Below are 21,800 nucleotides of genomic sequence, written 5' to 3'. Positions count from 1 at the left end.
AGACTGTAGTGGTCCGGTGCCGGGTCACCACGTGACCGGCCGGTCCAGGTGCAGCCGGGCGAACACCAGGGACTGGGCGAGCATCTCGGCGCGTTCGTCCCTGGACCTCGCGCGCCTGGTGTTGACCTCCAGGACGACCTGACCGCCGAAGCCCGCGGTGGCGAGGTCCTCGCAGACCCGCGCGCACGGCTGCGAGCCGCGGCCGGGCACGAGGTGCTCGTCCTTCGGGCCGCCGGTGCCGTCGGCGAGGTGCACGTGGGCGAGGCCGTCGCCCATGCGGCGAGCCAGGTCCAGCGCGTCCACACCCGCCGCCGCGGTGTGCGACAGGTCGAGCGTGTAGTTCCGGTGGCCCACGTCGGTCGGGTCGATGGACGGCCGGAACGCGCTGACCTGCACCGAGCGTCCGCGTCCGACGCCGCGGCGGACCGGGAACATGTTCTCCACGGCCACGGCGACGCCGCTGCTGTCCTCCAGCTCCGCCACGAGGTCGGCGAAGCCGTCGGCGTAGGCGCGCTGCCAGCGGAACGGCGGGTGCACCACGACGGTGCGCGCGCCGAGGTCCCGCGCGGCGGCCACGCTGCGCCGCAGCCGCACCACCGGGTCGGGCGACCACACGCGCTGGGTGATCAGCAGGCACGGCGCGTGCACGGCCAGGACCGGCACGCCCGTCTTCTCCGACAGGCGCCCGAGCGCGCGCACGTCCTGGCTGACCGGATCGATCCAGATCATGGTCTCGACGCCGTCGTACCCGAGTTCCGCCGCCAGCTCGAACGCGGCGCCGGCCGGTTGCGGCCAGACCGCTGCCGTGGAGAGCCCGATCGGGATCGTCAAGACTTCACCAGCAGCATCGCCGCTGGTGAGACCGTGACGATGAGTCCGACCAGCACGGCCAGCACGGTGGTCTGGAGGTCGTCGGCCTTGCGGATCTTCCGCACGAGCATCACCAGTCCGACGGTGACCGCGAGGGCCACCACCAGCGCGGCGGGCGCGAGGGTGCGCCACAGGAAGTTGAACCCGAGCCACAGGCCCGCGCCGCCGACGACGCCCACGGCGAGCTGGCCCGCCATGACGGCCCACTCCTTCGCGGGCGACTGCTCCTCGTCCTCGACCACCTCGTCGACGTCGTCGAGCCCGGCCGGGCCCTCGTCGTCGACGTAGTCCTCGTCGGCGTAGTCGTCGAGGTCCGCGCTGCCGCGCCCGGCGGGGCGGCGCTCGGCGGGGCGGCGCTCGGCGACCTCGCGGTCCAGCGCGCCGCGGCCGTCGAGCGGGTCGCCGTCCTCGTCGTCGACGTAGGGCGCGGGGTGCGTCTGCGTCTGCTCCTGCGAGGCGAACGCCGGGTCGTGGCCGAACCAGTTCTCCGCGGTCTGCCCCGGCAGCGGGTCCGGCATCGTCGCCGGCGCGGGCGGCAGGAGCGGCACCGCCGCGGTGACCTGCGTCGCGTCGGCCGAGCGGGACGGCGGGAGCTTGTCCGCGATCCGGGGGATCTGCTCGGTGACCGGCTCGCGGGGCAGCTGCGGCGCGATCGGCGGCGGCGCGATCGGCTGGGGGGCGACCGGCAGCGACGCCACCGGCAGCGGCGGGCGCGCCGCGCCGGGCCGGACCGGCTGCTCCGGCGGGAGCTGGCCCGGTGGCGGCTTGGGGATGTTCGGCCGCGACAGCGGCTCCGGCGGCGCGTAGTCGTCGGTGATGGGCGGTACGAGCGCCGTCTCCTCCGCCGCGTCGACCGGCGGCACCGCTCTGCCCAGCGGCGCCTCGTGCGCGCCCTGGCCGGTCGCCGCGGGCCGGACCGGTGGCGTGTAGGTCGTGCGCGCCGCGGCGGAGGCCGCGACCGACGGCGGCACGGGCGGCGGCGGAGGCGCCTGCGGCGGCTCCACCTCGTCGACCGGGTCGTCCGTGACCCTCGCGATCGGTCCGCTGTCGGACAGCACGCGCTCGATGATCTGCTGCGGAGCGGTGTCGGACACGTCCTCGGCCCGTCGACGTCGTCGACGGGGCGCAGCGTCACCGCCGCTCGCGCCGTACTGGGCGAGCAACTCCGCGACGGTGCGCTGGGTCTGCTCCGAGCCGCTCTCTCGTGTCATCAACTCCACCGTGCCCCGTGCTGGCCAGTACGTCCAGTGCTGCCCGGCTGCTGGGCTCGCTCGCCCTCCGCAGCCGGGTCCGAGCCGTTAGTGTGATCCAGCCGTCGGAGGATGACACCTTCCCGCAGCGCCCAGGGGCATATCTCCAACTGCGGGAGTGACAGCGCACGCATGGCCGCCTCGGCCACGAGTGCTCCTGCGACGAGCTGGTGCGCCCGGCCCGAACTCACTCCTTCGAGTTCGGCGAGGTCCGCCGACGGCATCCGCGAGACGAACGCGATGAGCTGCCGCAGGCCGGCGTGCGTGAGCACCCTGGTGGCCCGCGGCCCCGCGGACGAGGGCGCCGCGCCGGTCAGCCGCGCGAGCGAGCGGAAGGTCTTCGACGTCGCGACGGCCCGGTCCGGCTCGCCGTCGTGGAGCAGCTTCTCCGCCACGGGCGCGAGCTGGTCCGCGAGCCAGTCGCTGGTCTCGCGGATCTCCTGACGGCTCGGCGGGTCGTTGTGGAACCTGGTCCTGGTGAGCCGGCCCGCGCCGAGCGGCACCGAGAACGCCTCGTCGGGGTCCTCGTCCCGCCCGGCGGCCAGCTCCAGCGACCCGCCGCCGATGTCCAGGCAGAGCAGACGCCCCGCGGACCACCCGTACCAGCGGCGGACCGCCAGGAACGTCAGCCTGGCCTCGTCCTCGCCGGAGAGCACCCGCAGGTCGACGCCCGTCTCCGAGCGGACCCTCCCGAGCACGTCGGAGGCGTTCGCCGCCTCCCGCACGGCCGAGGTCGCGAAGGCCATCAGGTCCTCGCAACCCTGGTCGAGGGCCGCGGCCTTCATGGCCGCGACCGCGCGGACGAGCTGGTCGGCGCCCGTTCTGCTCAGCTCGCCCGAGGGGGTGAGCTGCTCGGCCAGGCGCAGCACGGTCTTCTCCGAACTCATCGGCGTCGGGTGGGCACCACGATGCGCGTCCACCACCAAGAGGTGGACGGTGTTGGACCCCACATCGAGAACGCCGAGGCGCACGGCGTGCACCGTACCCGGTCGCGTACCTCAGGACTCGAACTTGTAACCCAGACCGCGCACCGTCACGAGGTGGCGAGGAGCCGACGGATCGGGCTCGATCTTCGACCGCAAGCGCTTGACGTGCACGTCCAGGGTTTTCGTGTCCCCCACGTAGTCGGCGCCCCACACCCGATCGATGAGCTGGCCCCTGGTGAGCACGCGACCCACGTTCCGGAGCAGGTACTCCAGCAGGTCGAACTCCTTCAGCGGCAGCGCGACCTCGGTTCCGGAGACCGCGACGACGTGCCGCTCGACGTCCATCCGCACCGGTCCCGCCTCCAGGACCTGCGGCAACAGCTCGTCGGGCTCGCCGCCGCGGCGCAGCACCGCGCGGATGCGGGCGATCAGCTCGCGGGCCGAGTAGGGCTTCGTGACGTAGTCGTCGGCACCCAGTTCGAGCCCCACGACCTTGTCGATCTCGCTGTCGCGGGCAGTGACCATGATCACCGGCACGGCCGAGCGCGTGCGGAGCTGCTTGCACACGTCCGTCCCGCTCATCCCCGGCAGCATGAGGTCCAGCAGGACGATGTCCGCGCCGTTGCGGTCGAACTCCTCCAGCGCCTCCTGGCCGGTCGCGGCGAGCGCCGCCGTGAAGCCCTCCTTGCGGAGCAGGAACGCCAGCGGGTCGGCGAAGGACTCCTCGTCCTCCACGATGAGCACCCTGGTCACAGGTCTCCTCCATGATCAGCGACGACCGGTGTCGCCGGTCGCACGCCGCTGCCGTTCGTCCCGGACGGGACGTACGTGGTGATCCCGCCGCCCACCTGCGCGTCCTCGCGGACGGGGATGCGCAGCGTGAACGTCGAGCCGGTGCCCGGAAGGCTCCACAGCCGGACCTCGCCGCCGTGGTTGGCGGCGACGTGCTTGACGATGGCGAGCCCCAGACCCGTGCCACCGGTCACCCTGGACCGGGCCTTGTCGACCCGGTAGAAGCGCTCGAAGACCCGTTGCTGCTGGTCCTCGGCGATGCCGATGCCGCGGTCGGTGACCGCGATCTCCACGAACCCGTCGACCACCCGGCGGCTGACCGAGACGGGGCTGCCCGGCGGCGAGTAGGCGACGGCGTTGTCCAGCAGGTTGCTCAGTGCGGTGACGAGCAGCGTCCGGTCTCCCTCGACCAGCAGGCCGCTCTCGGGGTCCGTGGCGATGGTGATGTCGGCGGACTCGGCCGCCAGGCGGGAGCGTCCCAGCGCCTCGCTGACCACGACGTCGACCTCGACGGTGTTCAGCTCCGGCAGCTTCTCCGCGCCCTGCAACCGCGACAGCGCGATCAGCTCGGTCACGAGCCTGCCGAGGCGGGTCGCCTCCTGCATTATCTTCGCGCTGAAGCGGCGCACCTCCTCGGTGTCGTCCGCCGCGTCCAGCACGGCCTCGGCGAGCAGCGCGAGCGCGCCCACCGGCGTCTTCAGCTCGTGGCTCACGTTCGCCACGAAGTCGCGCCTGGTGGCCTCCAGGCGCACCGACTCCGACTCGTCGGACGCGTCCACGACCGTGAAGTCGTGGGCCAGCATCCGCACCTCGGCGTGCACGGCCTCCGGCTGGCGGCCCTTGACCTCCAGCGGGGACAGGTCGACCTGCACGACGGGGCGCCCGCCGCGGACGATCTCCGCCGCGCGGCGGGCGCGCTCGTCGACCCGGTTGTTGCGCACGACGCCGAGCTCCTCGGCGCGCGGGTTGTGCAGCACGACGTCGCCGAAGACGTTGAGCACGGCGATGCCGTCGTGGGAGGACTGGACGATCTGCCCCATCAGGTCGGCGACCGTGAGGTCGGCCGGGCGGCGGGCCTGCGCGCGCGCCGTCCGGCGGCCGAGGACAAAGGCTCCACCGCCGATGAGCACGAAGCCGATCGACAGGGCCAGCCATCCCGCAGCGGTCACGCTCGAATGGTAAGCAGGTGACGGGCGTTCCGGCCTAGAGCGCGACGGCCAACCGTGACGCCTGCGACACCTCGGGGCCACCTTGTTCTTCCCACGTCAAGACACAGTTCACCCGGCCGTGTCATTCAGCGTGCGCAGGTCCTCTTCGGACAGCGTCAGACCACCGGCGGCGACGTTCTCCTCCAGGTGCGCGATCGACGACGTGCCGGGGATGACCAGGACGTTCGGCGACCGGTGCAGCAACCACGCCAGGGCGATCTGGTGGACGGTCGCGCCGTGACCGTCGGCCACGGCCCGCACCCGGGAGAGGTCCAGCGGCTGGAAACCGCCGAGCGGGAAGAACGGCACGAACGCGATGCCCTGCGCGGCCGTGGAGTCCACGAGCGCGTCGGCGGCGCGGTTGGTGATGTTGTACTCGTTCTGCACGCAGGCGACCGGCGCGATCGACTGCGCGGTGGCGAGCTGTCCCGCGTCGACGTTGCTGACGCCCAGCTCGCCGATCAGGCCCTCCTGCTGGAGCTCGGCCAGCACGGTGAACTGCGGCTCCAGCTCCTCGTCGGCGCTCATGATCCGGAGGTTCACCGCGCCGATCCGCTCGACGCGCAGGCGGCGCAGGTTGTCGTGCACGGCGTCGCGGATCTCCTGCGGCGACCAGGCGGGCAGCCACTGGCCCCGGTCGTCGCGGCGCGCGCCGACCTTCGTGACCAGCAGCAGGTCGTCGGAGTAGGGGTGCAGGGCCTCGCGGATCAGGTCGTTGACGACGTGCGGGCCGTAGTAGTCGCTGGTGTCGACGTGGTTCACGCCCAGCTCGACGGCACGGCGCAGGACCGCCTTCGCCGCCTCGGGGTCGGCGGGCGGGCCGAAGACGTGGGGGCCGGCCAGCTTCATCGCGCCGTAGCCGATGCGGCGCACGTCAGAGAACTTGGTCATGCGGCTCACCCTGCTCGCCGGCGAGGGCGAACGCCCGCGAGTGGCAGCAAACTGCCAGCCGTTGCCGCCGCGATCCGATCGGCGGAGACTCGACACGTGCACCAGGTCGACCAGATCGTCGTCGTCCGGGGCGAGCGGGAACTCCACGAGCGCGCCGGTCACCTGTTCGGAACAGCTCGCGAGGAGATCGCCTGCATCGCCAACTCGCTGTTCACCTGGCAGGCGACCCACCCGTCCGGACCCCTCGGCGCGTCGGCGCCCGTGCCGAAGCGCAAGGTGTTCCGGCGCAGCGCGATGCTCGACCCGTCCTGGGCGCAGCACGCCCGCGCGATGGCCGACAACGGCGCCGAGGTGCGGATCACCTCGCACGAGGCGAACGAGACCGTCCTGCTCGACCGGCGGCTGGCGATCCTCGCCGGTGACGTGGTCGACGGCGTGCGGTCGTTCACCGTGGTGACCTCGCCCGACCTGGTGCGCGGGATCGCGTCGCTGTTCGAGGTGGCGTGGCGGGCGGCCGTGGAGCTGGACGCGCACGACCGGCAGATGGCCGAGCTGCGCCCCCTGGCCCCGCGGATCATCAGCGCGCTGAACGCGGGCTGGAAGGACGAGACCGCCGCCCGCGCCCTGGGCCTGTCCCTGCGCACCTACCGCCGCCGCGTGGCCGAGCTGATGGAGGCCCTGGGCGCGACGTCCCGCTTCCAGGCGGGCGCGAGGGCGAAGGACCTGGGCCTGGTCTGACCGCGAGTTGAGCGCTCACGCACCGCGAGTTGAGCGTTCACGCACGGCGAGTTGAGCGTTCGGGCACGGCGAGTTGAGCGCCTGGTGCGCCAACGCTCAACTCGGTGGTCGCGAACGCTCAACTCGCGGGTCGCGAACGCTCAACTCGCGGGTCAGCGGCCCTGGTTCGCCACGGCCTTGATGGCGTTCGCCGCGGCGTCCGGGTCCAGGTACTCGCCGCCGGGGTTCAGGGGGCGCAGCTCCTCGTCCAGGTCGTAGCGCAGCGGGATGCCGGTGGGGATGTTCAGGCCCGCGATGGTGTCGTCGTCGACGCCGTCGAGGTGCTTGACGAGGGCGCGCAGCGAGTTGCCGTGCGCCGCGACCAGCACCGTCCTGCCCGCGCGCAGGTCCGGCACGACGTCGGACTCCCAGTAGGGGATCATCCGCTTCACGACGTCGAGCAGGCACTCCGTCAGCGGCAGGTCGGGGCCGAGGGCCGCGTAGCGCGGGTCGGCGTCCTGGCTGAACTCCGTCCCCGGCTCGATCGGCGGCGGCGGGGTGTCGTAGGAGCGGCGCCAGAGCATGAACTGCTCCTCGCCGAACTCCTCCAGCGTCTGCTTCTTGTTCTTGCCCTGGAGCGCGCCGTAGTGCCGCTCGTTGAGACGCCAGTCGCGCTTGACCGGAATCCAGTGCCGGTCGGCCGCGTCGAGGGCGATGTTCGCCGTCGAGATGGCCCTGCGCAGCAGCGAGGTGTGCACGACCTCGGGCAGCAGCCCGGACGCGCGCAGCAGCTCGCCACCGCGCCTCGCCTCGGCCACCCCCTTCTCCGACAGGGGCACGTCCACCCACCCGGTGAACAGGTTCTCCGCGTTCCACGTGCTCTCGCCGTGGCGCAGCAGCACAAGAGTTCCGACAGCCATGTGCCCAGCCTAGGAGGTTCCCGGCGGTCGCGGTGGTCAGGACGACCACGACCGCCGGGAACGCGTCGGTCAGACGGCCTCGCGGGCGCGGAGGTCCTTGCGGAGGATCTTGCCCGCCGACGACTTCGGGATCGCCTCGATGAACTCGACGACGCGCACCTTCTTGTGCGGCGCGACCCGCTCGGCCACGAACGCCATCACGCCGGTGCCGTCGAGATCGTCCGCGCCGGGCTGGCGCACCACCCACGCCTTGGGGACCTCCTCGCCGTCCTCGTCGCGCACGCCGACGACCGCGGCGTCCGCGATCTGCGGGTGGGTCAGCAGGACGGCCTCCAGCTCGGCCGGGGGCACCTGGTAGCCCTTGTACTTGATCAGCTCCTTGACCCGGTCGACGATCGTGACCACGCCGTCGGCGTCGATCACGGCCACGTCGCCGGTGTGCAGGAAGCCGTCGGCGTCGAGGGTCGCCGCCGTCGCGTCGGGGTTGTTGAGGTAGCCCTTCATCACGTTCGGGCCGCGGCACCACAGCTCGCCGCGCTCGCCCACGCCCACGTCCTCGCCGGTCGCCGGGTCGACGAAGCGGCACTCGACGTTGGGGACGGTCAGGCCGACCGTGCCCACGGAGATGTCGTCCCTGGTGTCCGGGATGGTGTGGCTGACCGGGCTCATCTCCGTCATGCCGTAGCCCTGCCGCACCCGGCACCCCAGCCGCGCGGACACGGCCGCCGCGAGGTCGACGTCCAGGGGCGCCGCGCCGGAGAAGATCGTGTCCAGCGGGGACAGGTCGTACTGGTCGACGAGCGGGTGCTTCGCGAGCGCCACGGCGATGGGCGGCGCGATGTAGACGCGGTCGGTGCGGTGCTCGGCGATGACGCGCAGGAACTCCGCCAGGTCGAAGCGGGGCAGCGTGACCACGGTGCCGCCCACGTACAGGCCGTGGTTCATCAGCACCTGCATCCCGTAGATGTGGAAGAACGGGAGCACGGCGAGGACGCGGGTCTCCTCGCCGACGGTCATGATCGACGCGCACTGCACCAGGTTGGCCACGAGGTTGGTGTGCGTGAGCATCACGCCCTTGGCCCTGCCCGTGGTGCCCGAGGAGTACGGCAGCACGGCGAGGTCCTCCGACGGCGTGATCGTCACCTCCGGCACGGGGGCCGTCGTGGCGAGCAGCTCCGGCAGCGACGTGAAGCCCTCGGCTCCGTCGAGGACGACGACCTCGATGCCGCCGGCCCTCTCCGCGGCCGGGGCGGCGCTGCCGAGCAGCGCCGACACGGTGAACAGCATCTTCGCCCCGGCGTCGGCGAGCTGGTGGGCCACCTCGTCGGCCGTGTAGAGCGCGTTGACCGTCGTGGCCGTCGCGCCCGCGCGCAGGACGCCGTGGAAGACGACGGCGTAGTACGGGGTGTTGGGGCTGAGGATTCCGACGACGTCGCCCTTGCCGATGCCGCGCTCGGCGAGCGCGGCGGCGAGGCGGTCGATCGCCCCGACGAGCTGGCCGTAGGTCATGGACGCACCGGAGGCGCCGTCGACGAGAGCGGTCTTGTCCGCCCTCCCACCGAGGTCGCCGAACAGGAGCTCGTGCAGGGTCACGTCCGGGACCTCGACGTCGGGGAACGGACTGCGAAAGATCATGCGGCTGCCTCACTCACCAGTCGTGCTGCGTCATCCGGCCAGAACCGGTCGGCTCATCGTGATTCACACCACAGGAGGAGGTCAAGCACCTCCGCAGGACCACTCAGGCGTTACGCAGCGCTCGCAATAACACTCGAATGGACTAATCACTGCTCTTGTGGACAGCTGACCCGATCTGCGAAGTTGACAGGGCTTCACGAGCCGACTCCCACGCACTCCTCGGCTCGTGCGGCGACAGAGCGCGGTTCGTCCCCCCGTCGGACCGCGTGCCCGCTCGGTTCCTCCGGCTCCCCCCGTCCGAGGAACCGTCGCAGCGGGGACCTGACGCGGGGCGGTTCGAGCTCGTGACTCCCCCTCTCTCCCGAACCGCCCCGCGCTCCTCCCGCACTACTGCCAGTAGAACCCCTGGCCGATCTTCACTCGATCGGACCAGTGGTCTTGCGCCGACGGCGCACCCGCAGGACCACCGCTGCCGGAACCCCCAGCAGGACCAGGAACGGCAGCGACGCGCCGAGCGCCACGGACAGCCACCTCAGCACGTCCAGGAACGCGCCCCAGCCGTCGCCCAGCGCGCTGAAGAACCCGGCCCGCTCCGGCACGGCGACCACGCTCTCCCCCCGCACCTCGACGGTCAGCGTCGACATCGCCACCCGGTCGCGCAGGCCGTCGTAGCGGCGCTGCAACGACTCCAGCGCGGCCTGCCTGGTCGTCAGCTCGCCCTCGATCGCGGTGATCTCGGAGGTGGTGGTCGCCCGCTCGAACAGGGCGCGCACCCGCTCGACGCTCGCGCGCTGCGACTCCAGCCGCGCCTGGACGTCCACGACCTCGTCGGTCACGTCCTCGGTGCGGATCGTGCGGCTGGTGACGTCGGCGCCCTCGATCGCGTCGATGCCCGCCAGCACCGCGTCGAGCCGCGCGGCGGGCACCATCAGCACGACGCGGGAGCTGCGCCGGGTGGCCGACTCCTCGCCGGAGAACCCGCCCTCCCCCAGCACGACGTCCTTCACCCGCGCCGTCGTGCCCTCGACGTCCTCGCCGACGACCTCCAGCTCGGCCGTCCGCACGAGCTGTCTGTCCTGCTGGACCGCGTCGGTGGACACCGACTCGGACTCGGACCGCGGCTCCTCCGCCCTCTGCGGCGCCCCGGCGGTCCCCTGCCCGGCACCGCCCACGGCCGGTGCGGGCGCCGCCGCGTCCCGAGCCGCACCCGTCTCGCCCGACCCGCACCCGGCGATCAGCCCCAGCGCGAGCACCGCCACCACCAGACCGCCGCACCGACGTCTCATCACGTTCCCCCACCTCCGTCGTCCCGTGCCCGTCTGACGGAGGGGGAGGCCGCCGCAGTTGCGCGGCGGCGGTCACGATCAGGCGTCGGCCGAGGGTCCCGTCGCCGAGGGCGCCCCCACGAGGTGCTGGAACGCCTCCAGGTTCTTGAGGGACTCGCCGCGCGACACGCGCCAGTCCCACTCGCGGCGGATCGCGCTGGCGAACCCGATCTCCAGCAGCGTGTTGAAGTCCCCGTCCGCCGCCTCGACGACCTGGCCGAGCAGGCGGTCCAGCTCGTCGGCGGTCACGGCGTGCAGCGACACCCGGCCCACCAGGTGCACGTCACCGCGGTCGTCGACGGTGTAGTGCACGCCGTAGAGCCTGGCGTTGCGCCGCAGCAGGAACCGGTAGACGTCCTCGTGCGCCTCGTCCGGCTGGCGGCACACGAACGCCTCGACCAGCAGCGAGTGGCGGCCGACGACGAGCCAGCAGTTCGTCTGGAGCTTCTTGGTGCCCGGCAGGGTCACGAAGAAGGCCCCCGGCCCCTTGCGGTCGTAGCGCAGCTCGCGCTCGTCCAGCGCGGCCGCGATCACCGCGTCCAGCTCGGCGACCCGGCCGGTGTGAGCCTCCTCCGGGTGCGTCCCCTCTGGATGCGTCCGCTCCGGACGCGTCCCCTCCGGGTGCGTCCCCTCTGGATGCGTCCGCTCAGCGCTCAACTCGGATCTCCTCCTCCACCGTCGCCCGGAACGCCTCGCGGGCCTCCGCGTAGCCGTCCAGCAGCGAGTCCGTCGTGCGGTCCCAGGAGAACCTTCTCGCGTGGCCGACGGCGTTGCTCGCCAGGTGCTCGCGCCGTGCCGGATCGAGAGCCGCGTCGGCGAGGGCGCGCGCCCACCGCGCCGGGTCGTGCCCGTCGACCAGCGTGCCGGACACGCCGTCCGCCACGGCCACCGGCAGTCCGCCGACGCACGCGGCCACGACCGGTGTGCCGCACGCCTGCGCCTCCAGCGCCACCAGGCCGAACGACTCGTTGTAGCTGGGCACGGCCACCAGGTCCGCCGCGCGGTAGACCTGCGCCAGCGCGTCGCCCGACTGCGGCGGCAGGAAGCGCACGACGTCGGTGATGCCCAGCGCTGCGGCCAGCTCCTGGAGCGCCTTCGGCTGCTCCAGGCCGTTGCCGGAGGGGCCGCCCACGACGAGCACCACGAGCCGCGAGCGCAGCCCCGGATCGCGGGCCAGCAGCTCGGCGGCGGCGCGCAGCAGCACGTCGGGGGCCTTCAGCGGCTGGATGCGGCCCGCGAACGCGAGGACCACCGCGTCCTGCGGCAGGCCCAGTTCGACGCGCGCGAAGGCGGAGCTGCCCGGCGTGAAGCGCTCCAGGTCCACGCCGGGCGGCACGACCAGCACCTTGGCCGGGTCGGCGTCGTAGAGGTCGACGAGCTCGGCCGCCTCGACGTCGGTGTTGGCGATCATCCGGTCGGCCTCGGCGACCACCTGCTCCTCGCCGATGACGCGCCCGCGCGGCTCCGGGACGTCGCCCTGCGCCAGCGAGGCGTTCTTCACCTTGGCCAGGGTGTGCGCGCTGTGCACGAGCGGCACGCCGAACCGGTCGCGGGCGAGCCAGCCGACCTGGCCGGACAACCAGTAGTGGGAGTGCACGACGTCGTAGTAGCCGGGCTCGTGCCGGGCCTCGGCCCGCAGCACGCCCGCGGTGAACGCGCACAGCTGACCGGGCAGCTCGTCCTTGCCGAGCCCCTCGAACGGCCCGGCGACGACGTGGCGGACCTTCACGCCCGGCGCGAGCTCGGCGACCGGCGGCAGGTCGGACGAGGTGGCCCTGGTGAAGATCTCCACCTCGACGCCGCGCCGCGCCATCCTCGTCGCGGTCTGCACGATGTAGACGTTCATGCCGCCCGCGTCACCGGTGCCCGGCTGCTCCAGCGGCGAGGTGTGCACGGACAGCACCGCGACGCGCCTCACGCGAGCGCTCCCGCGAACGCGGCCAGCTCGGCGGCGAACCGCTCCGGGTGCTCGGCGAAGGGGGCGTGGCCGGTGCCTGCGTAGCGGCTCAGCACGGCTCCGGGGATCTGAGCGGCGGCGTGCTCGGCCGCGCCGGGCGCGACCACGCGGTCGGAGTCGCCGTGCACGACCAGCGTCGGCACGTCCAGGCCCTTCAGCACGGCCGAGCTGTCGACGTCGCGCCGGAAGAGAGCGCCGCGGACGTGCGGCGGCACGCGCAGCGCGGTGCCCAGCCAGCGCTGGACCACCTCGCCGGGCAGACCGGGCGAGACGGCCGCGCAGAACCGCGACAGCGCGGGCACGGCCACCCCGGGGTCGTCGGCCAGGGCGTCGGGCAGCGCGGCGCGCATCACGTCGCCGATCTCGCCTCCCGGTCTGCCCCGGCCGATCTCGGTGATCGCGCCGACCAGCACCAGACCGGCCACCCGGTCCGCTCCCCGCTCGCGCAGGAGGTCGGTGATCACCAGGCCGCCGTAGGACCAGCCGACGAGGACGGCCGGCACGCCCACGTGGTCGAGCACCGCGTCGACGTCGTCCGCCCAGGCGGCCGGGTCGTCGTAGCCGTCGGCGGGGACGTCGGACTCGCCGTGCCCGCGCAGGTCCGGCGCCACGACCCGGTGGCGGCCGGTCAGCGCCGGGTCGCCGAGCAGCGGAGCCCACACCTCGCCGCTCTGCGCCCAGCCGTGCAGCAGGACCAGCGGCGGGCCGTCCCCGCCCCCGGCCTCCCGCAGCGAGAGTCCAACACCGCGCGCCGTCGTCACCCGTGTCTTCCGCACACCCGGTGTCAACGCGACCGGCCGGGCGGGTTCTTCCCGCCCGGCCGGTGAATCGCGCACGGGTGCTGCCGCGCGGCCGGTCAGAGGGCCGACTTGGCCTTCCACTGGTCCCAGGTGAGCTGCCAGTCGTACCAGTCGTTCACCGGCTCCAGCGTGGTGATGGAGTTGACGACCTCCACGGGATCGCCGATCAGCGCGCTGTCGAAGTACGCCTTCGCGTCGGCCTCCAGCAGGTTCGCGCAGCCGTGCGAGGTGTTGTTCTTGCCGATGTTCGCGGCGTTGTCGTTGTTCTCGTGGATGAACTCGCCGTGGTTGGAGAACCGGACGGCCCACTTCTTCACGACGTTGGTGTAGCCGTAGCGGGGGTTGTCGAAGCTCCACGTGTCGTGCTTGCTCATCACGACGAACGTGCCGTTCGGGGTGGTCAGCTCGCTGTCGTCGTCCTTCCCGAAGCTCGCCGGGTAGGTGGCGACGGTCTGGCCGTCGCGCTGCACGACCAGCTGGTGCGTCGGGTTGTCGATCTTGACGACCTGGTTGCGGCCGATGGTGAAGTCGCTGGTCACGTCCGCCTTGCCGTACACGCCGTCGCCGTAGGGGACGCCGTAGAGCTTCGCCTCGACGTGCACCCGCGTGTTCGCCGGCCAGTACTTCTCCGGCCGGTAGTGGATCTCCTGGTCGCTCAGCCACGCCCAGGAACCACCGGGGTCGCCGGCCGAACTGGTCACCGAGAGCGCCTTCTGGGCGCTGGCCCTGTCGGTGACGGGGGCGTCGAACTTGACGATGATCGGGACGGCCACGCCCACGGTCTGGTCGTCGCCGGGGTAGAGCGTGGCGCGGTTCTGCGCGCCCTCGGGGAGCGTGGAGAACGTCCCCGTCAGCCGCACCTCCGCGCCGTCGCCGCCCGAGGCGGTCCCCGCGTAGGTGTAGCTGCGGCCGAAGCCCAGCGGCTCGGCGCTCTTCCAGGACGTCCTGTCCTCGGCGAGCTGCCCCCGGACCTGCTCGCCCCGGTCGTTCGTGAGGGTCACCTCGTCGATCGTGCCGTCGGTCACGGTCACCTCGACCGGCACGTTCACCACCACGTCCACGGCTCCGTCACCGGGGACGGTGGTGAACTCCGCCGCCGGAGCCGCGTCCTGCGGGGTGGTCGCCGCGCCGCTCACCGGATCGGCGCCGCCACAGCCCGCGAGCAGGAGTGCGCTCGCCACCAGCGTCGCGCAGAACTTCCTGCGTCCCATCACCACCACAGACCTCCTGAACTCCACACGGCTCCCAACGCTTGGAAGGACGCGCGCACCACCCCGAAGTGCTGCTCGCCACGGCGTGACACCGGTCATAGTCCCCGCGGCGGTTCCTCCCCCGAGGGGGCAGGATCACCGGGTGACCAGCCATCGACCCACAGCAGTCGTCACCGGCGCCAGCGCCGGAATCGGAGAGGCGACGGCCCGCAGGCTCGCCGCCGAGGGGTTCCACGTCGTGCTCGGCGCCCGTCGCCTGGAGCGTCTCGGCACCATCGCGGAGGAGATCGACGGGACGGCCCTGCCCCTGGACGTCACCGACGCCGCCTCCGTCGCGGAGTTCGCCGCACGGGTGGAGAACGCGCGGGTGCTCGTGAACAACGCGGGCGGCGCCAGGGGCCTGGCCCCCGTGGCCGCGGCGGACGAGGACCACTGGCGCTGGATGTGGGAGACCAACGTCCTGGGCACGCTGCGCGTGACGAAGGCCCTGCTCCCCGCGCTGATCGCCTCAGGAGACGGGCACGTCGTGACCGTCACCTCCATCGCCGCGCAGGAGGTCTACGACAACGGCGCCGGGTACACGTCGGCGAAGCACGCCCAGTCGGCGCTGCACCGCACGCTGCGCGGTGAGCTGCTCGGCCAGCCCGTGCGGTTCACCGAGGTGCTGCCCGGCATGGTCGAGACGGAGTTCTCCCTCGTCCGCTTCGACGGCGACGCCGAGCGGGCCAGGGGCGTCTACGCGGGCCTGGAGCCGCTGACCTCCGACGACGTGGCCGACGTGATCTCGTTCGCGGTGACGCGCCCGTCGCACGTGAACCTGGACCAGATCGTCCTGAAGCCCCGAGCGCAGGCGAGCGCCACCCGCGCTCACCGCGAGTCCTGAGCCGGCCCCGTCCCCGGTCCCGCGCCGCTGACGAGCAGGTCGACGTCCAGCGCGCGCAGGACCGGGGCGATCGGGTTCGCGAACCCGGCGAGCCCGGTGGTCGACCCGGCCACGTGCAGGCCGACGACGTGCCCGGCGTCGTCCACGAGGACCGCGCCGGAGTCGCCGAAGTCGGTGAAGCGCTCGGCCGAGGCCACGCGCACCTGGTCGCGCAGCACGCGCATCCCGAGACCCTCGCCGAAGTCGACCAGCACCGACGCGTCGGTGGACACGACGACACCGCTGGTCAGCGCGGTCGTGCGGCCCCGCTTGCGCACCCGCGCGCCCACCACGGGCTCGGCGGTGCCGCGCACCGGTCCGACGTCGACGACCTCGGCGCGGTGCCCCCGGACCGGCAGCAGCGACAGGGCCGCCGCGGCGACCCCGTGCGACAGCGCGGCCCTGGACAGCACCGCAACGGTGTCGCTGCACGGGCAGCCGCCGTCGGGGCGGGACGGGTGCACCACCGGGTCGCCCACGGCCCACGCGTCGTCCACGCACGCCACGTGGAAGGACGTCAGCCCCATGACCCGCTCCGGAGCCCCGCGCGGCGCCAGCAGCGCGCCCAGGGTGCCCACGACGACGTAGTCACCGGCCACCGCCACGTCGGGCGGCACGAGCCGCACGGTGCGGCCCGGTCCGACGCCGATGCCGCCGACGACCGTCGTGTGCCGCTCGGCTCCCAGCACCGGCGTGGAGTTGCCCTCGGGCGACAGCAGCGCCCGGTGGAGCACGATCGTCTCCTCCACGACGTCCGTGGGCACGCCGTCGACCAGCGCCGGGATGCCGCCCGCGGGCCGCGCGTGCTTCTGCCGGACGGAGACGACGACGGCGGCCTCGCCCGTGGGGCGACCGCGGCGGGTCTTCTCCCCGACGTCGACGGCCGTCACACCGGGCCTGGAGAGGAAGTCGTCCTCCACACGCCGCTTGACCAGTCTGATCGCGGAGCGCTGGTACTCGTGCAGGCAGGCCATGATGACCCCCTCGTGTTGGACCATCACCACCCATGAAACACGTGTAGTGAGGCTCCCGTCACACAGCGTCACCCGTTCGGCCGTTCACGACCGAACTAGAGCGAGCAGCCGACCAGCACCGGTTCGGGGTGCAGCTCGACGCCGAATGCCAGCCGGACACCGTCGCGGACCTCGCGCGCGAGGTCCAGCAGGTCCAGCGTGGACGCACCGCCGCGGTTGGTCAGGGCGAGGGTGTGCTTGGTCGACAACCCGACCCGGCCACCCGGTCCGCGGTGCCCCTTCGTGAACCCGGCGCGCTCGATGAGCCACGCCGCGGACAGCTTCTGCCGTCCCGGACCCGCCGCGAACGCGGGCACGGCCACGTCGGACCCCAGCCGCTCGGCGATGCGGATCAGCACACCGGCCAGCGTCGAGTCGTCGAGCACGGGGTTCGTGAAGAACGACCCGGCGCTCCACGTGTCGTGGTCGGCGGCGTCGAGGACCATGCCCTTGCCGCGGCGCAGTTCCAGCACGGCCGAGCGCGCGGCGTCGACCGGCACGCGGTCGCCCTGCTCCACGCCGAGCACGCGGGCCAGCTCGGCGTAGCGGATCGGCGCCGACTGCCCGCCCGCGGTGAGCTGGAAGCGCGCCCGCAGCACCACGGCGTGATCGGTGCCCTTGAGGACGCTGGTGCGGTAGTCGAGCCCGAGGGAGTCGGCGGAGCGCTGGTGCACCCGGCCGCTGCGGCGGTCCAGCAGGTCGACCGAGGTCAGCACCTGGGAGATCTCCACGCCGTACGCGCCGACGTTCTGCACCGGCGTCGCGCCGACCAGGCCGGGCACGCCGGAGAGGCACTCCAGGCCGCCGAGCCCCTGGCTCACGGCCTCGGCCACGACGTCGTCCCAGTCCTCGCCCGCCTCCACGGTGAACTGCACGAGACCGTCGCCGAGCGGGTCGGCCCTGCGGCCGGTGGTGGCGATCTGCACGACCGTCCCGGCGAAGCCCTCGTCGGAGATCACCAGGTTGGAGCCCCCGCCGAGCAGCAGCAGCGGCTCGGCGTCGGCGTCGGCGGCACGCACGGCGTCCACGAGGTCGGACGCGCTGGTGGCGCGGAAGAACCGCGCCGCGGGGCCGCCGAGCCGCAGCGTGGTGCGGTCGGCGAGCGGCACAGCGGCGCGCGCCTGGGCACTGGACAGCGGGGTGGTCACGACCGTCAACGGTAGCCTCCGCGCCATGGCACGCCGCATCGAGCACCTGACCACGTACCCGTGGACCGCGCGGGACGTCTTCGGCGCCCTCACCTCAGAGGACCACGTGCGCGACCGGTTGGCCGCCCTGGGCGGCAACGGCGCCGAGCTGATCTCGTTCTCCGGGGGGAACGGCGAGACCCGCTTCGAGCTGAAGCAGGGCGTGTCGGCGGAGCACCTGCCGCCGGTGGCGCGCAACGTCCTCGGCGGCGACCTGGTGATCCAGCGCACCGAGACCTGGCGCGCGGACGACCTCGCCGGGGCCGTCGAGGTCACCCTCGGCGGGGTGCCCGGCAGGCTCGACGGCTCGTCCAGGCTCGCCGACACCGGCGAGCGGGCCAGCGCGATGACCCTGTCCGGCCAGGTCAGGGTCAGCATCCCGCTGGTCGGCGGCAAGGTCGAGGGACTGATCGTCGAGCAGGTCGTGGAGCTGCTCGACGCCGAGGCGCGGTTCACCTCCGAATGGCTCGCGCGCCGCGCCTAGCGGCGGGCCGGGCCCGCGCGCTCGGCCTGCCGACGAGGGGCACGACGAACCCCAACCGCCTGCGCCGCGTCGACCGCTGGATGGCGGGCACCCCGCGCGTCGCCGACGCGCTGCGCGCCGCGGCCGACCCGCTGGTGGTGGACCTGGGCTACGGCGCGTCGCCCGTCACGACCGTGGAGATGGCGCAGCGGTTGCGCGCCGTGCGCCCGGACGTGCGGGTGCTGGGGCTGGAGCTGGACGCCGAGCGGGTCGCCGCCGGTGAGGCCGTCGCCGACCCGCCGCGCCTGGAGTTCCGGCGCGGCGGGTTCGAGCTGGCCGGACGCCGTCCGGTGCTGCTGCGCGCGTTCAACGTGCTGCGCCAGTACACCGAGGAGCAGGCCGTGCAGGCCTGGTCGACGATGACGGCCCGCCTCGCGCCGGGCGGCCTGCTGGTGGAGGGCACGTGCGACGAGATCGGCCGGCGCAACTGCTGGGTGACGCTGTCCGCGGACGGCCCGCTGACGTTCACCCTCGCGTGCCTGCCCGCCGACCTGGAGACGCCCGGCGACCTCGCCGAGCGGCTGCCGAAGACGCTGATCCACCGCAACGTGCCCGGTGAGCGGGTGCACGCCCTGCTGAGCGAGCTGGACGCGTGCTGGGCCGCCGCGGCCCCGTTCGCGCCCTTCGGACCGCGGGCGCGGTGGGTGGAGGCCGTGGGGGCGCTGCGGGAGCGGGGCTGGCCGGTGCTCGACGGGCGCCGCCGCTGGCGCCTGGGCGAGCTGACGCTGCCCTGGGAGTCCGTGGCTCCGGCGGAAGCACCGGCCGCCGGGCCCGGCACGCCCTAGAGTCGCCGTGTGGACTTCGTCGAGCAGATCGAGATCCAGAGCGCGGCGCTGCGCGGGGTGGCGGTGGCCGCCGGGCCGGACGCGCCGGTGCCCACGTGCCCGGGCTGGACCGTGTTCGCGCTGGTGACCCACGTGGGCCGCGCGCAGACGCTGGCCGGAGCCGCGCTGCGCAGCGCTCCCGACGAGCCGCCCGCGCCGGTGCGCGAGTCGCCCGAGGACTTCGACGAGCTGCTGACCTGGTGGGACGAGCGGCGGGCGACCCTGGTGGACCGGCTGCGCGACACCTCCCCCGACGCGGTGCTGTGGGGGTTCGCCGGTCCGGTGGACGTCGCCTGGTGGGCGCGACGGCAGGCCCACGAGATCGCGATCCACCGCCTCGACGGCGAGCACGCGGCGGAGCACGCCGTCGCCCCGCTGCTGTACGACCCCGAGTTCGCCGCCGACGGCGTGGACGAGTACCTGGACCTGGTGCTCCGGCACGCGGCGCACCGCGCGCCGGTCGAGGTGACCGGCCGGCTGCTGCTGCACGCGGCCGACGCCGAGCGGGCGTGGGAGGTGACGCTGACCGCGGGCGAGCCGCCGGTCGTCGGCGGCGTCTCCGGGGCGGCCACCGACACCGACTGCGTCGTGGCGGGCACCGCGGACTCCGTGTACCGGGCGGTGTGGCGCAGGCCCAGCGGCGCCGTCGTGTCGGGTGACGCGACGCTGCTGAGCGCACTGCCCGCCCCCTGATCCTGAATACTGGTCAGCCGTGTCACTCCCCGAACGCCGGTACGTCATCACCTTCGGCTGCCCCGACCGCACCGGGATCGTCGCCAGGATCTCCTCGTTCCTCGCCGAGAACGGCGGCTGGATCGTGGAGGCGGCCTACCACACGGACCCGGACACCGGCTGGTTCTTCACCCGGCAGGAGGTGCGCGCCGACTCGCTGCCGTTCGACGTCACCGAGCTGCGCGCCCGCTTCGCCGCCATCGCGCGCGAGCTGGGCACGGTGAGCTGGCAGGTGACCGACAGCGGTGAGCGGCGGCGCGTGGTGATCCTCGTGTCCAAGGAGGGCCACTGCCTGTACGACCTGCTCGGCCGGGTCGCGGCGGGCGAGCTGGACGTCGACGTGCGGGCCGTGATCGCCAACCACCCCGACCTGGGCGACATCACCAGGGCGCACGGCATCCCGTTCCACCACGTGCCGTTCCCGGTGGGCGACGCGGAGGGCAAGCAGGCGGCGTTCGCGCAGCTGCGCCAGCTCGTGGAGGCCAACGACCCGCACGCCGTGGTGCTGGCGCGGTTCATGCAGGTCCTGCCGCCGGAGCTGTGCGCGGCGTGGTCGGGACGCGCGCTGAACATCCACCACAGCTTCCTGCCGTCGTTCGTCGGTGCCCGGCCGTACCACCAGGCACGCCGCCGCGGCGTGAAGCTCGTCGGCGCGACGTGCCACTACGTGACCGCCGAGCTGGACGCGGGCCCGATCGTCGAGCAGGACGTGATCCGCGTCGACCACGCCGACTCGGTGGCCGACATGGTCCGCAAGGGCCGCGACATCGAGAAGGTCGTGCTGGCCCGCGGCCTGCGCTGGCACCTGGAGGACCGCGTCCTGGTCCACGGCAACCAGACGGTCATCTTCTGACCGCGAGTTGAGCGTTCAGGCACCGCGAGTTGAGCGTTCGGGCACCGCGGGTCGAGCGTTCAGGTGCCGAACGCTCAACCCGGCGTGCCCGGACGCTCAACTCACCCTGCCGGAGTGCTCAACTCACCCTCTAGGCTGCGTCGGTGCGTGTCGAGATCAGGTCGCTGGACGAGTTGCGGGACCACCGGGCCGGCGGGGGTGATCTGCGGCGGGCCGTGCTCGTCGGGCTGGACCTGAGCGACGACGACGAGCTGCTGCGGGCTCCGCTGGACGGAGCGCTGCTGCTCGGCTGCGTGCTCGCGCCGGCCACGCGGCGTCGGGCCGACGCGGCGGGCGCGCTGCTGTTCCCCGTCATCCCCGAGCTGCCGTACGACGTCTACCGCTCGCGGCTCTACACCCCGGCCGAGCTGTTCGCCGGGTTCGACCCCGCGCGGCCGGAGTCCTACGCCGACACCCCCGACGCGCGGATCTACCGGCACTCCCGCCAGCAGGGCCACCACCCCGACCCGCTGCACGCGCTGGCCGAGCGGCTGCACGACCACGCCATCACCGAGGCGCTGGACGAGGCGCTCACCGGCACACCCGTCGCGGTGATGGGCGGGCACGCGCTGGCCCGCGGCTCCTCCGGGTACCGGGACGCCGCTGAGCTGGGCGTCGCGCTCGGCGAGGCCGGGTTCACGGTGCTCACCGGCGGTGGGCCGGGCGCGATGGAGGCCGTGCCGCTGGGCGTGCGGCTCGGCGCGAAGGGTGACCTGGACGAGGTGCTGGACGCGCTCGCGGCGGTGCCGTCGTTCGGCGCGGACGCCGAGGGCATCGGTCGCTGGCTCGCCGCGTTCCCCGCCGACCTGCCCGCGTTCGAGATCCCGCGCACCATCGGCATCCCGACCTGGTTCTACGGCCACGAGCCGCCCAACCCGGCGTGCGAGCTGCACGCCAAGTACTTCGCGAACTCGGTCCGCGAGGAGGGCCTGCTGACCGTCGCGACCGGCGGCATCGTCTACACGCCAGGCAGCGCGGGCACCGTGCAGGAGGTGTTCCAGGACTACACCCAGAACCACTACGGCTCGGTGGGCCCCGCCGCGCCGATGGTGTTCCTGGGACGGCGGTTCTGGACGGAGGAGGTCCCGGCCGCTCCGCTCGTGCAGCGCCTGGCGCGCGGCCGGGAGGCGGAGCGGTGGATCCTCGTCACCGACGACGCGCAGGAGGCCGTCGAGTTCCTCGGTTCCTACCAGCCGGACCGGTGA

Annotated in this window: 22 protein-coding genes; 7 read left to right on the top strand and 15 right to left on the bottom strand. The window is 73.3% G+C overall.

Features of this window, described 5'->3' with window-relative positions; translation table 11 throughout:
- Nucleotides 1-24 precede the first annotated feature (24 nt).
- From IMZ35_RS14560 to IMZ35_RS14535, 6 genes are all read right to left on the bottom strand, one after another.
- A complete protein-coding gene (locus tag IMZ35_RS14560) occupies nucleotides 25-831 on the bottom strand; it encodes a sugar phosphate isomerase/epimerase family protein (RefSeq protein WP_199441617.1) in 807 nt (268 codons plus the stop codon).
- Nucleotides 828-2,081, bottom strand: a complete 1,254-nt coding sequence (locus IMZ35_RS14555; protein WP_199441616.1) for an Rv0497 family membrane protein — start codon at nucleotides 2,079-2,081, stop codon at nucleotides 828-830. Before IMZ35_RS14555 ends, IMZ35_RS14560 begins: the two co-directional genes overlap by 4 nt.
- Nucleotides 2,081-3,091 carry a Ppx/GppA family phosphatase gene (locus tag IMZ35_RS14550; RefSeq protein ID WP_199441615.1) on the bottom strand — a complete coding sequence of 337 codons (1,011 nt, stop codon included), beginning with the start codon at nucleotides 3,089-3,091 and terminating at the stop codon, nucleotides 2,081-2,083. The genes IMZ35_RS14555 and IMZ35_RS14550 overlap by 1 nt, the downstream gene beginning before the upstream one ends.
- A 27-nt stretch (nucleotides 3,092-3,118) precedes the next feature.
- Complete coding sequence (locus IMZ35_RS14545; protein WP_199441614.1) at nucleotides 3,119-3,799, bottom strand: response regulator; 681 nt, start codon at nucleotides 3,797-3,799, stop codon at nucleotides 3,119-3,121.
- Nucleotides 3,796-5,007, bottom strand: a complete 1,212-nt coding sequence (locus IMZ35_RS14540; RefSeq protein ID WP_307868134.1) for a sensor histidine kinase — start codon at nucleotides 5,005-5,007, stop codon at nucleotides 3,796-3,798. Before IMZ35_RS14540 ends, IMZ35_RS14545 begins: the two co-directional genes overlap by 4 nt.
- 108 nt (nucleotides 5,008-5,115) lie before the next feature.
- The gene (locus IMZ35_RS14535; RefSeq protein ID WP_199441613.1) at nucleotides 5,116-5,937 is read right to left on the bottom strand and encodes an oxidoreductase; all 822 of its coding nucleotides are present in this window, start codon (nucleotides 5,935-5,937) and stop codon (nucleotides 5,116-5,118) included.
- Nucleotides 5,938-6,033: 96 nt separating this feature from the next.
- Here IMZ35_RS14535 and IMZ35_RS14530 point away from each other — a divergent pair, with 96 nt between their 5' ends.
- Complete coding sequence (locus IMZ35_RS14530) at nucleotides 6,034-6,675, top strand: DNA-binding response regulator (RefSeq protein ID WP_199441612.1); 642 nt, start codon at nucleotides 6,034-6,036, stop codon at nucleotides 6,673-6,675.
- A 152-nt stretch (nucleotides 6,676-6,827) separates the two neighbouring features.
- Here the strand turns inward: IMZ35_RS14530 and IMZ35_RS14525 are convergent, their stop codons facing one another.
- The 7 genes from IMZ35_RS14525 to IMZ35_RS14495 all read right to left on the bottom strand — a co-directional run bounded on the left by IMZ35_RS14525 (nucleotide 6,828) and on the right by IMZ35_RS14495 (nucleotide 14,508).
- The gene (locus tag IMZ35_RS14525) at nucleotides 6,828-7,574 is read right to left on the bottom strand and encodes a phosphoglyceromutase (protein ID WP_199441611.1); all 747 of its coding nucleotides are present in this window, start codon (nucleotides 7,572-7,574) and stop codon (nucleotides 6,828-6,830) included.
- 69 nt (nucleotides 7,575-7,643) lie between these two features.
- Complete coding sequence (locus IMZ35_RS14520) at nucleotides 7,644-9,209, bottom strand: AMP-binding protein (protein WP_199441610.1); 1,566 nt, start codon at nucleotides 9,207-9,209, stop codon at nucleotides 7,644-7,646.
- Between the two features lie 416 nt (nucleotides 9,210-9,625).
- Nucleotides 9,626-10,495: a DUF4349 domain-containing protein gene (locus IMZ35_RS14515; protein WP_229372053.1), complete on the bottom strand. Its 870-nt coding sequence runs from the start codon at nucleotides 10,493-10,495 to the stop codon at nucleotides 9,626-9,628.
- A gap of 78 nt (nucleotides 10,496-10,573) precedes the next feature.
- Nucleotides 10,574-11,077, bottom strand: coding sequence for a type III secretion system chaperone family protein (locus IMZ35_RS14510; protein ID WP_199441889.1), 504 nt, complete (start codon nucleotides 11,075-11,077; stop codon nucleotides 10,574-10,576).
- Between the two features lie 103 nt (nucleotides 11,078-11,180).
- Nucleotides 11,181-12,452 carry a D-inositol-3-phosphate glycosyltransferase gene (gene mshA / locus IMZ35_RS14505; protein WP_199441608.1) on the bottom strand — a complete coding sequence of 424 codons (1,272 nt, stop codon included), beginning with the start codon at nucleotides 12,450-12,452 and terminating at the stop codon, nucleotides 11,181-11,183.
- Nucleotides 12,449-13,252 carry an alpha/beta fold hydrolase gene (locus IMZ35_RS14500; protein WP_199441607.1) on the bottom strand — a complete coding sequence of 268 codons (804 nt, stop codon included), beginning with the start codon at nucleotides 13,250-13,252 and terminating at the stop codon, nucleotides 12,449-12,451. Before IMZ35_RS14500 ends, mshA begins: the two co-directional genes overlap by 4 nt.
- Before the next feature lie 95 nt (nucleotides 13,253-13,347).
- Nucleotides 13,348-14,508 carry a L,D-transpeptidase gene (locus tag IMZ35_RS14495; RefSeq protein WP_438816871.1) on the bottom strand — a complete coding sequence of 387 codons (1,161 nt, stop codon included), beginning with the start codon at nucleotides 14,506-14,508 and terminating at the stop codon, nucleotides 13,348-13,350.
- Between the two features lie 136 nt (nucleotides 14,509-14,644).
- Between IMZ35_RS14495 and IMZ35_RS14490 the strand changes: the two genes are divergently transcribed.
- Nucleotides 14,645-15,385 carry an SDR family NAD(P)-dependent oxidoreductase gene (locus IMZ35_RS14490; protein WP_199441605.1) on the top strand — a complete coding sequence of 247 codons (741 nt, stop codon included), beginning with the start codon at nucleotides 14,645-14,647 and terminating at the stop codon, nucleotides 15,383-15,385.
- On the opposite strand, the gene IMZ35_RS14485 is transcribed toward IMZ35_RS14490, so the two are convergent.
- On the bottom strand, nucleotides 15,370-16,422 hold the full coding sequence (locus IMZ35_RS14485; protein ID WP_229372007.1) for a chymotrypsin family serine protease: 1,053 nt from the start codon (nucleotides 16,420-16,422) through the stop codon (nucleotides 15,370-15,372). The genes IMZ35_RS14490 and IMZ35_RS14485 overlap by 16 nt on opposite strands.
- A 71-nt stretch (nucleotides 16,423-16,493) precedes the next feature.
- On the bottom strand, nucleotides 16,494-17,624 hold the full coding sequence (locus IMZ35_RS14480) for a UDP-N-acetylmuramate dehydrogenase (protein ID WP_199441604.1): 1,131 nt from the start codon (nucleotides 17,622-17,624) through the stop codon (nucleotides 16,494-16,496).
- Between IMZ35_RS14480 and IMZ35_RS14475 the strand changes: the two genes are divergently transcribed.
- From IMZ35_RS14475 to IMZ35_RS14455, 5 genes are all read left to right on the top strand, one after another.
- Nucleotides 17,611-18,108, top strand: a complete 498-nt coding sequence (locus IMZ35_RS14475) for a DUF2505 domain-containing protein (RefSeq protein WP_199441603.1) — start codon at nucleotides 17,611-17,613, stop codon at nucleotides 18,106-18,108. The two genes, IMZ35_RS14480 and IMZ35_RS14475, sit on opposite strands and share 14 nt — an antisense overlap.
- Nucleotides 18,087-18,932, top strand: coding sequence for a class I SAM-dependent methyltransferase (locus IMZ35_RS14470; protein WP_199441602.1), 846 nt, complete (start codon nucleotides 18,087-18,089; stop codon nucleotides 18,930-18,932). The genes IMZ35_RS14475 and IMZ35_RS14470 overlap by 22 nt, the downstream gene beginning before the upstream one ends.
- 9 nt (nucleotides 18,933-18,941) lie before the next feature.
- Entirely contained in the window at nucleotides 18,942-19,664 is a 723-nt protein-coding gene (locus IMZ35_RS14465; protein WP_199441601.1) for a maleylpyruvate isomerase N-terminal domain-containing protein, read from the top strand.
- Between the two features lie 19 nt (nucleotides 19,665-19,683).
- Nucleotides 19,684-20,556, top strand: a complete 873-nt coding sequence (purU, locus tag IMZ35_RS14460) for a formyltetrahydrofolate deformylase (protein ID WP_199441600.1) — start codon at nucleotides 19,684-19,686, stop codon at nucleotides 20,554-20,556.
- 143 nt (nucleotides 20,557-20,699) lie between these two features.
- A complete protein-coding gene (locus tag IMZ35_RS14455; RefSeq protein WP_199441599.1) occupies nucleotides 20,700-21,800 on the top strand; it encodes an LOG family protein in 1,101 nt (366 codons plus the stop codon).

Origin of the sequence: Umezawaea beigongshangensis (assembly GCF_016464305.1) — a bacterium.
GTDB classification, from domain to species: Bacteria; Actinomycetota; Actinomycetes; order Mycobacteriales; family Pseudonocardiaceae; genus Umezawaea_A; species Umezawaea_A beigongshangensis.
The sequence above is the reverse complement of the archived record's forward strand: the minus strand, read 5'-3'. Positions and strand labels throughout refer to the sequence as shown.

Coding starts and splice junctions, on each gene's coding strand:
- IMZ35_RS14535 (WP_199441613.1), bottom strand. CDS start 5,937: ATGACCAAGTTCTCTGACGTGCGCCGCATCGGCTACGGCGCGATGAAG.
- IMZ35_RS14480 (WP_199441604.1), bottom strand. CDS start 17,624: ATGCGGCGTGCCATGGCGCGGAGGCTACCGTTGACGGTCGTGACCACC.
- IMZ35_RS14515 (WP_229372053.1), bottom strand. CDS start 10,495: ATGAGACGTCGGTGCGGCGGTCTGGTGGTGGCGGTGCTCGCGCTGGGG.
- IMZ35_RS14525 (WP_199441611.1), bottom strand. CDS start 7,574: ATGGCTGTCGGAACTCTTGTGCTGCTGCGCCACGGCGAGAGCACGTGG.
- IMZ35_RS14485 (WP_229372007.1), bottom strand. CDS start 16,422: ATGGTCCAACACGAGGGGGTCATCATGGCCTGCCTGCACGAGTACCAG.
- IMZ35_RS14470 (WP_199441602.1), top strand. CDS start 18,087: ATGGCTCGCGCGCCGCGCCTAGCGGCGGGCCGGGCCCGCGCGCTCGGC.
- IMZ35_RS14475 (WP_199441603.1), top strand. CDS start 17,611: ATGGCACGCCGCATCGAGCACCTGACCACGTACCCGTGGACCGCGCGG.
- IMZ35_RS14555 (WP_199441616.1), bottom strand. CDS start 2,081: ATGACACGAGAGAGCGGCTCGGAGCAGACCCAGCGCACCGTCGCGGAG.
- IMZ35_RS14520 (WP_199441610.1), bottom strand. CDS start 9,209: ATGATCTTTCGCAGTCCGTTCCCCGACGTCGAGGTCCCGGACGTGACC.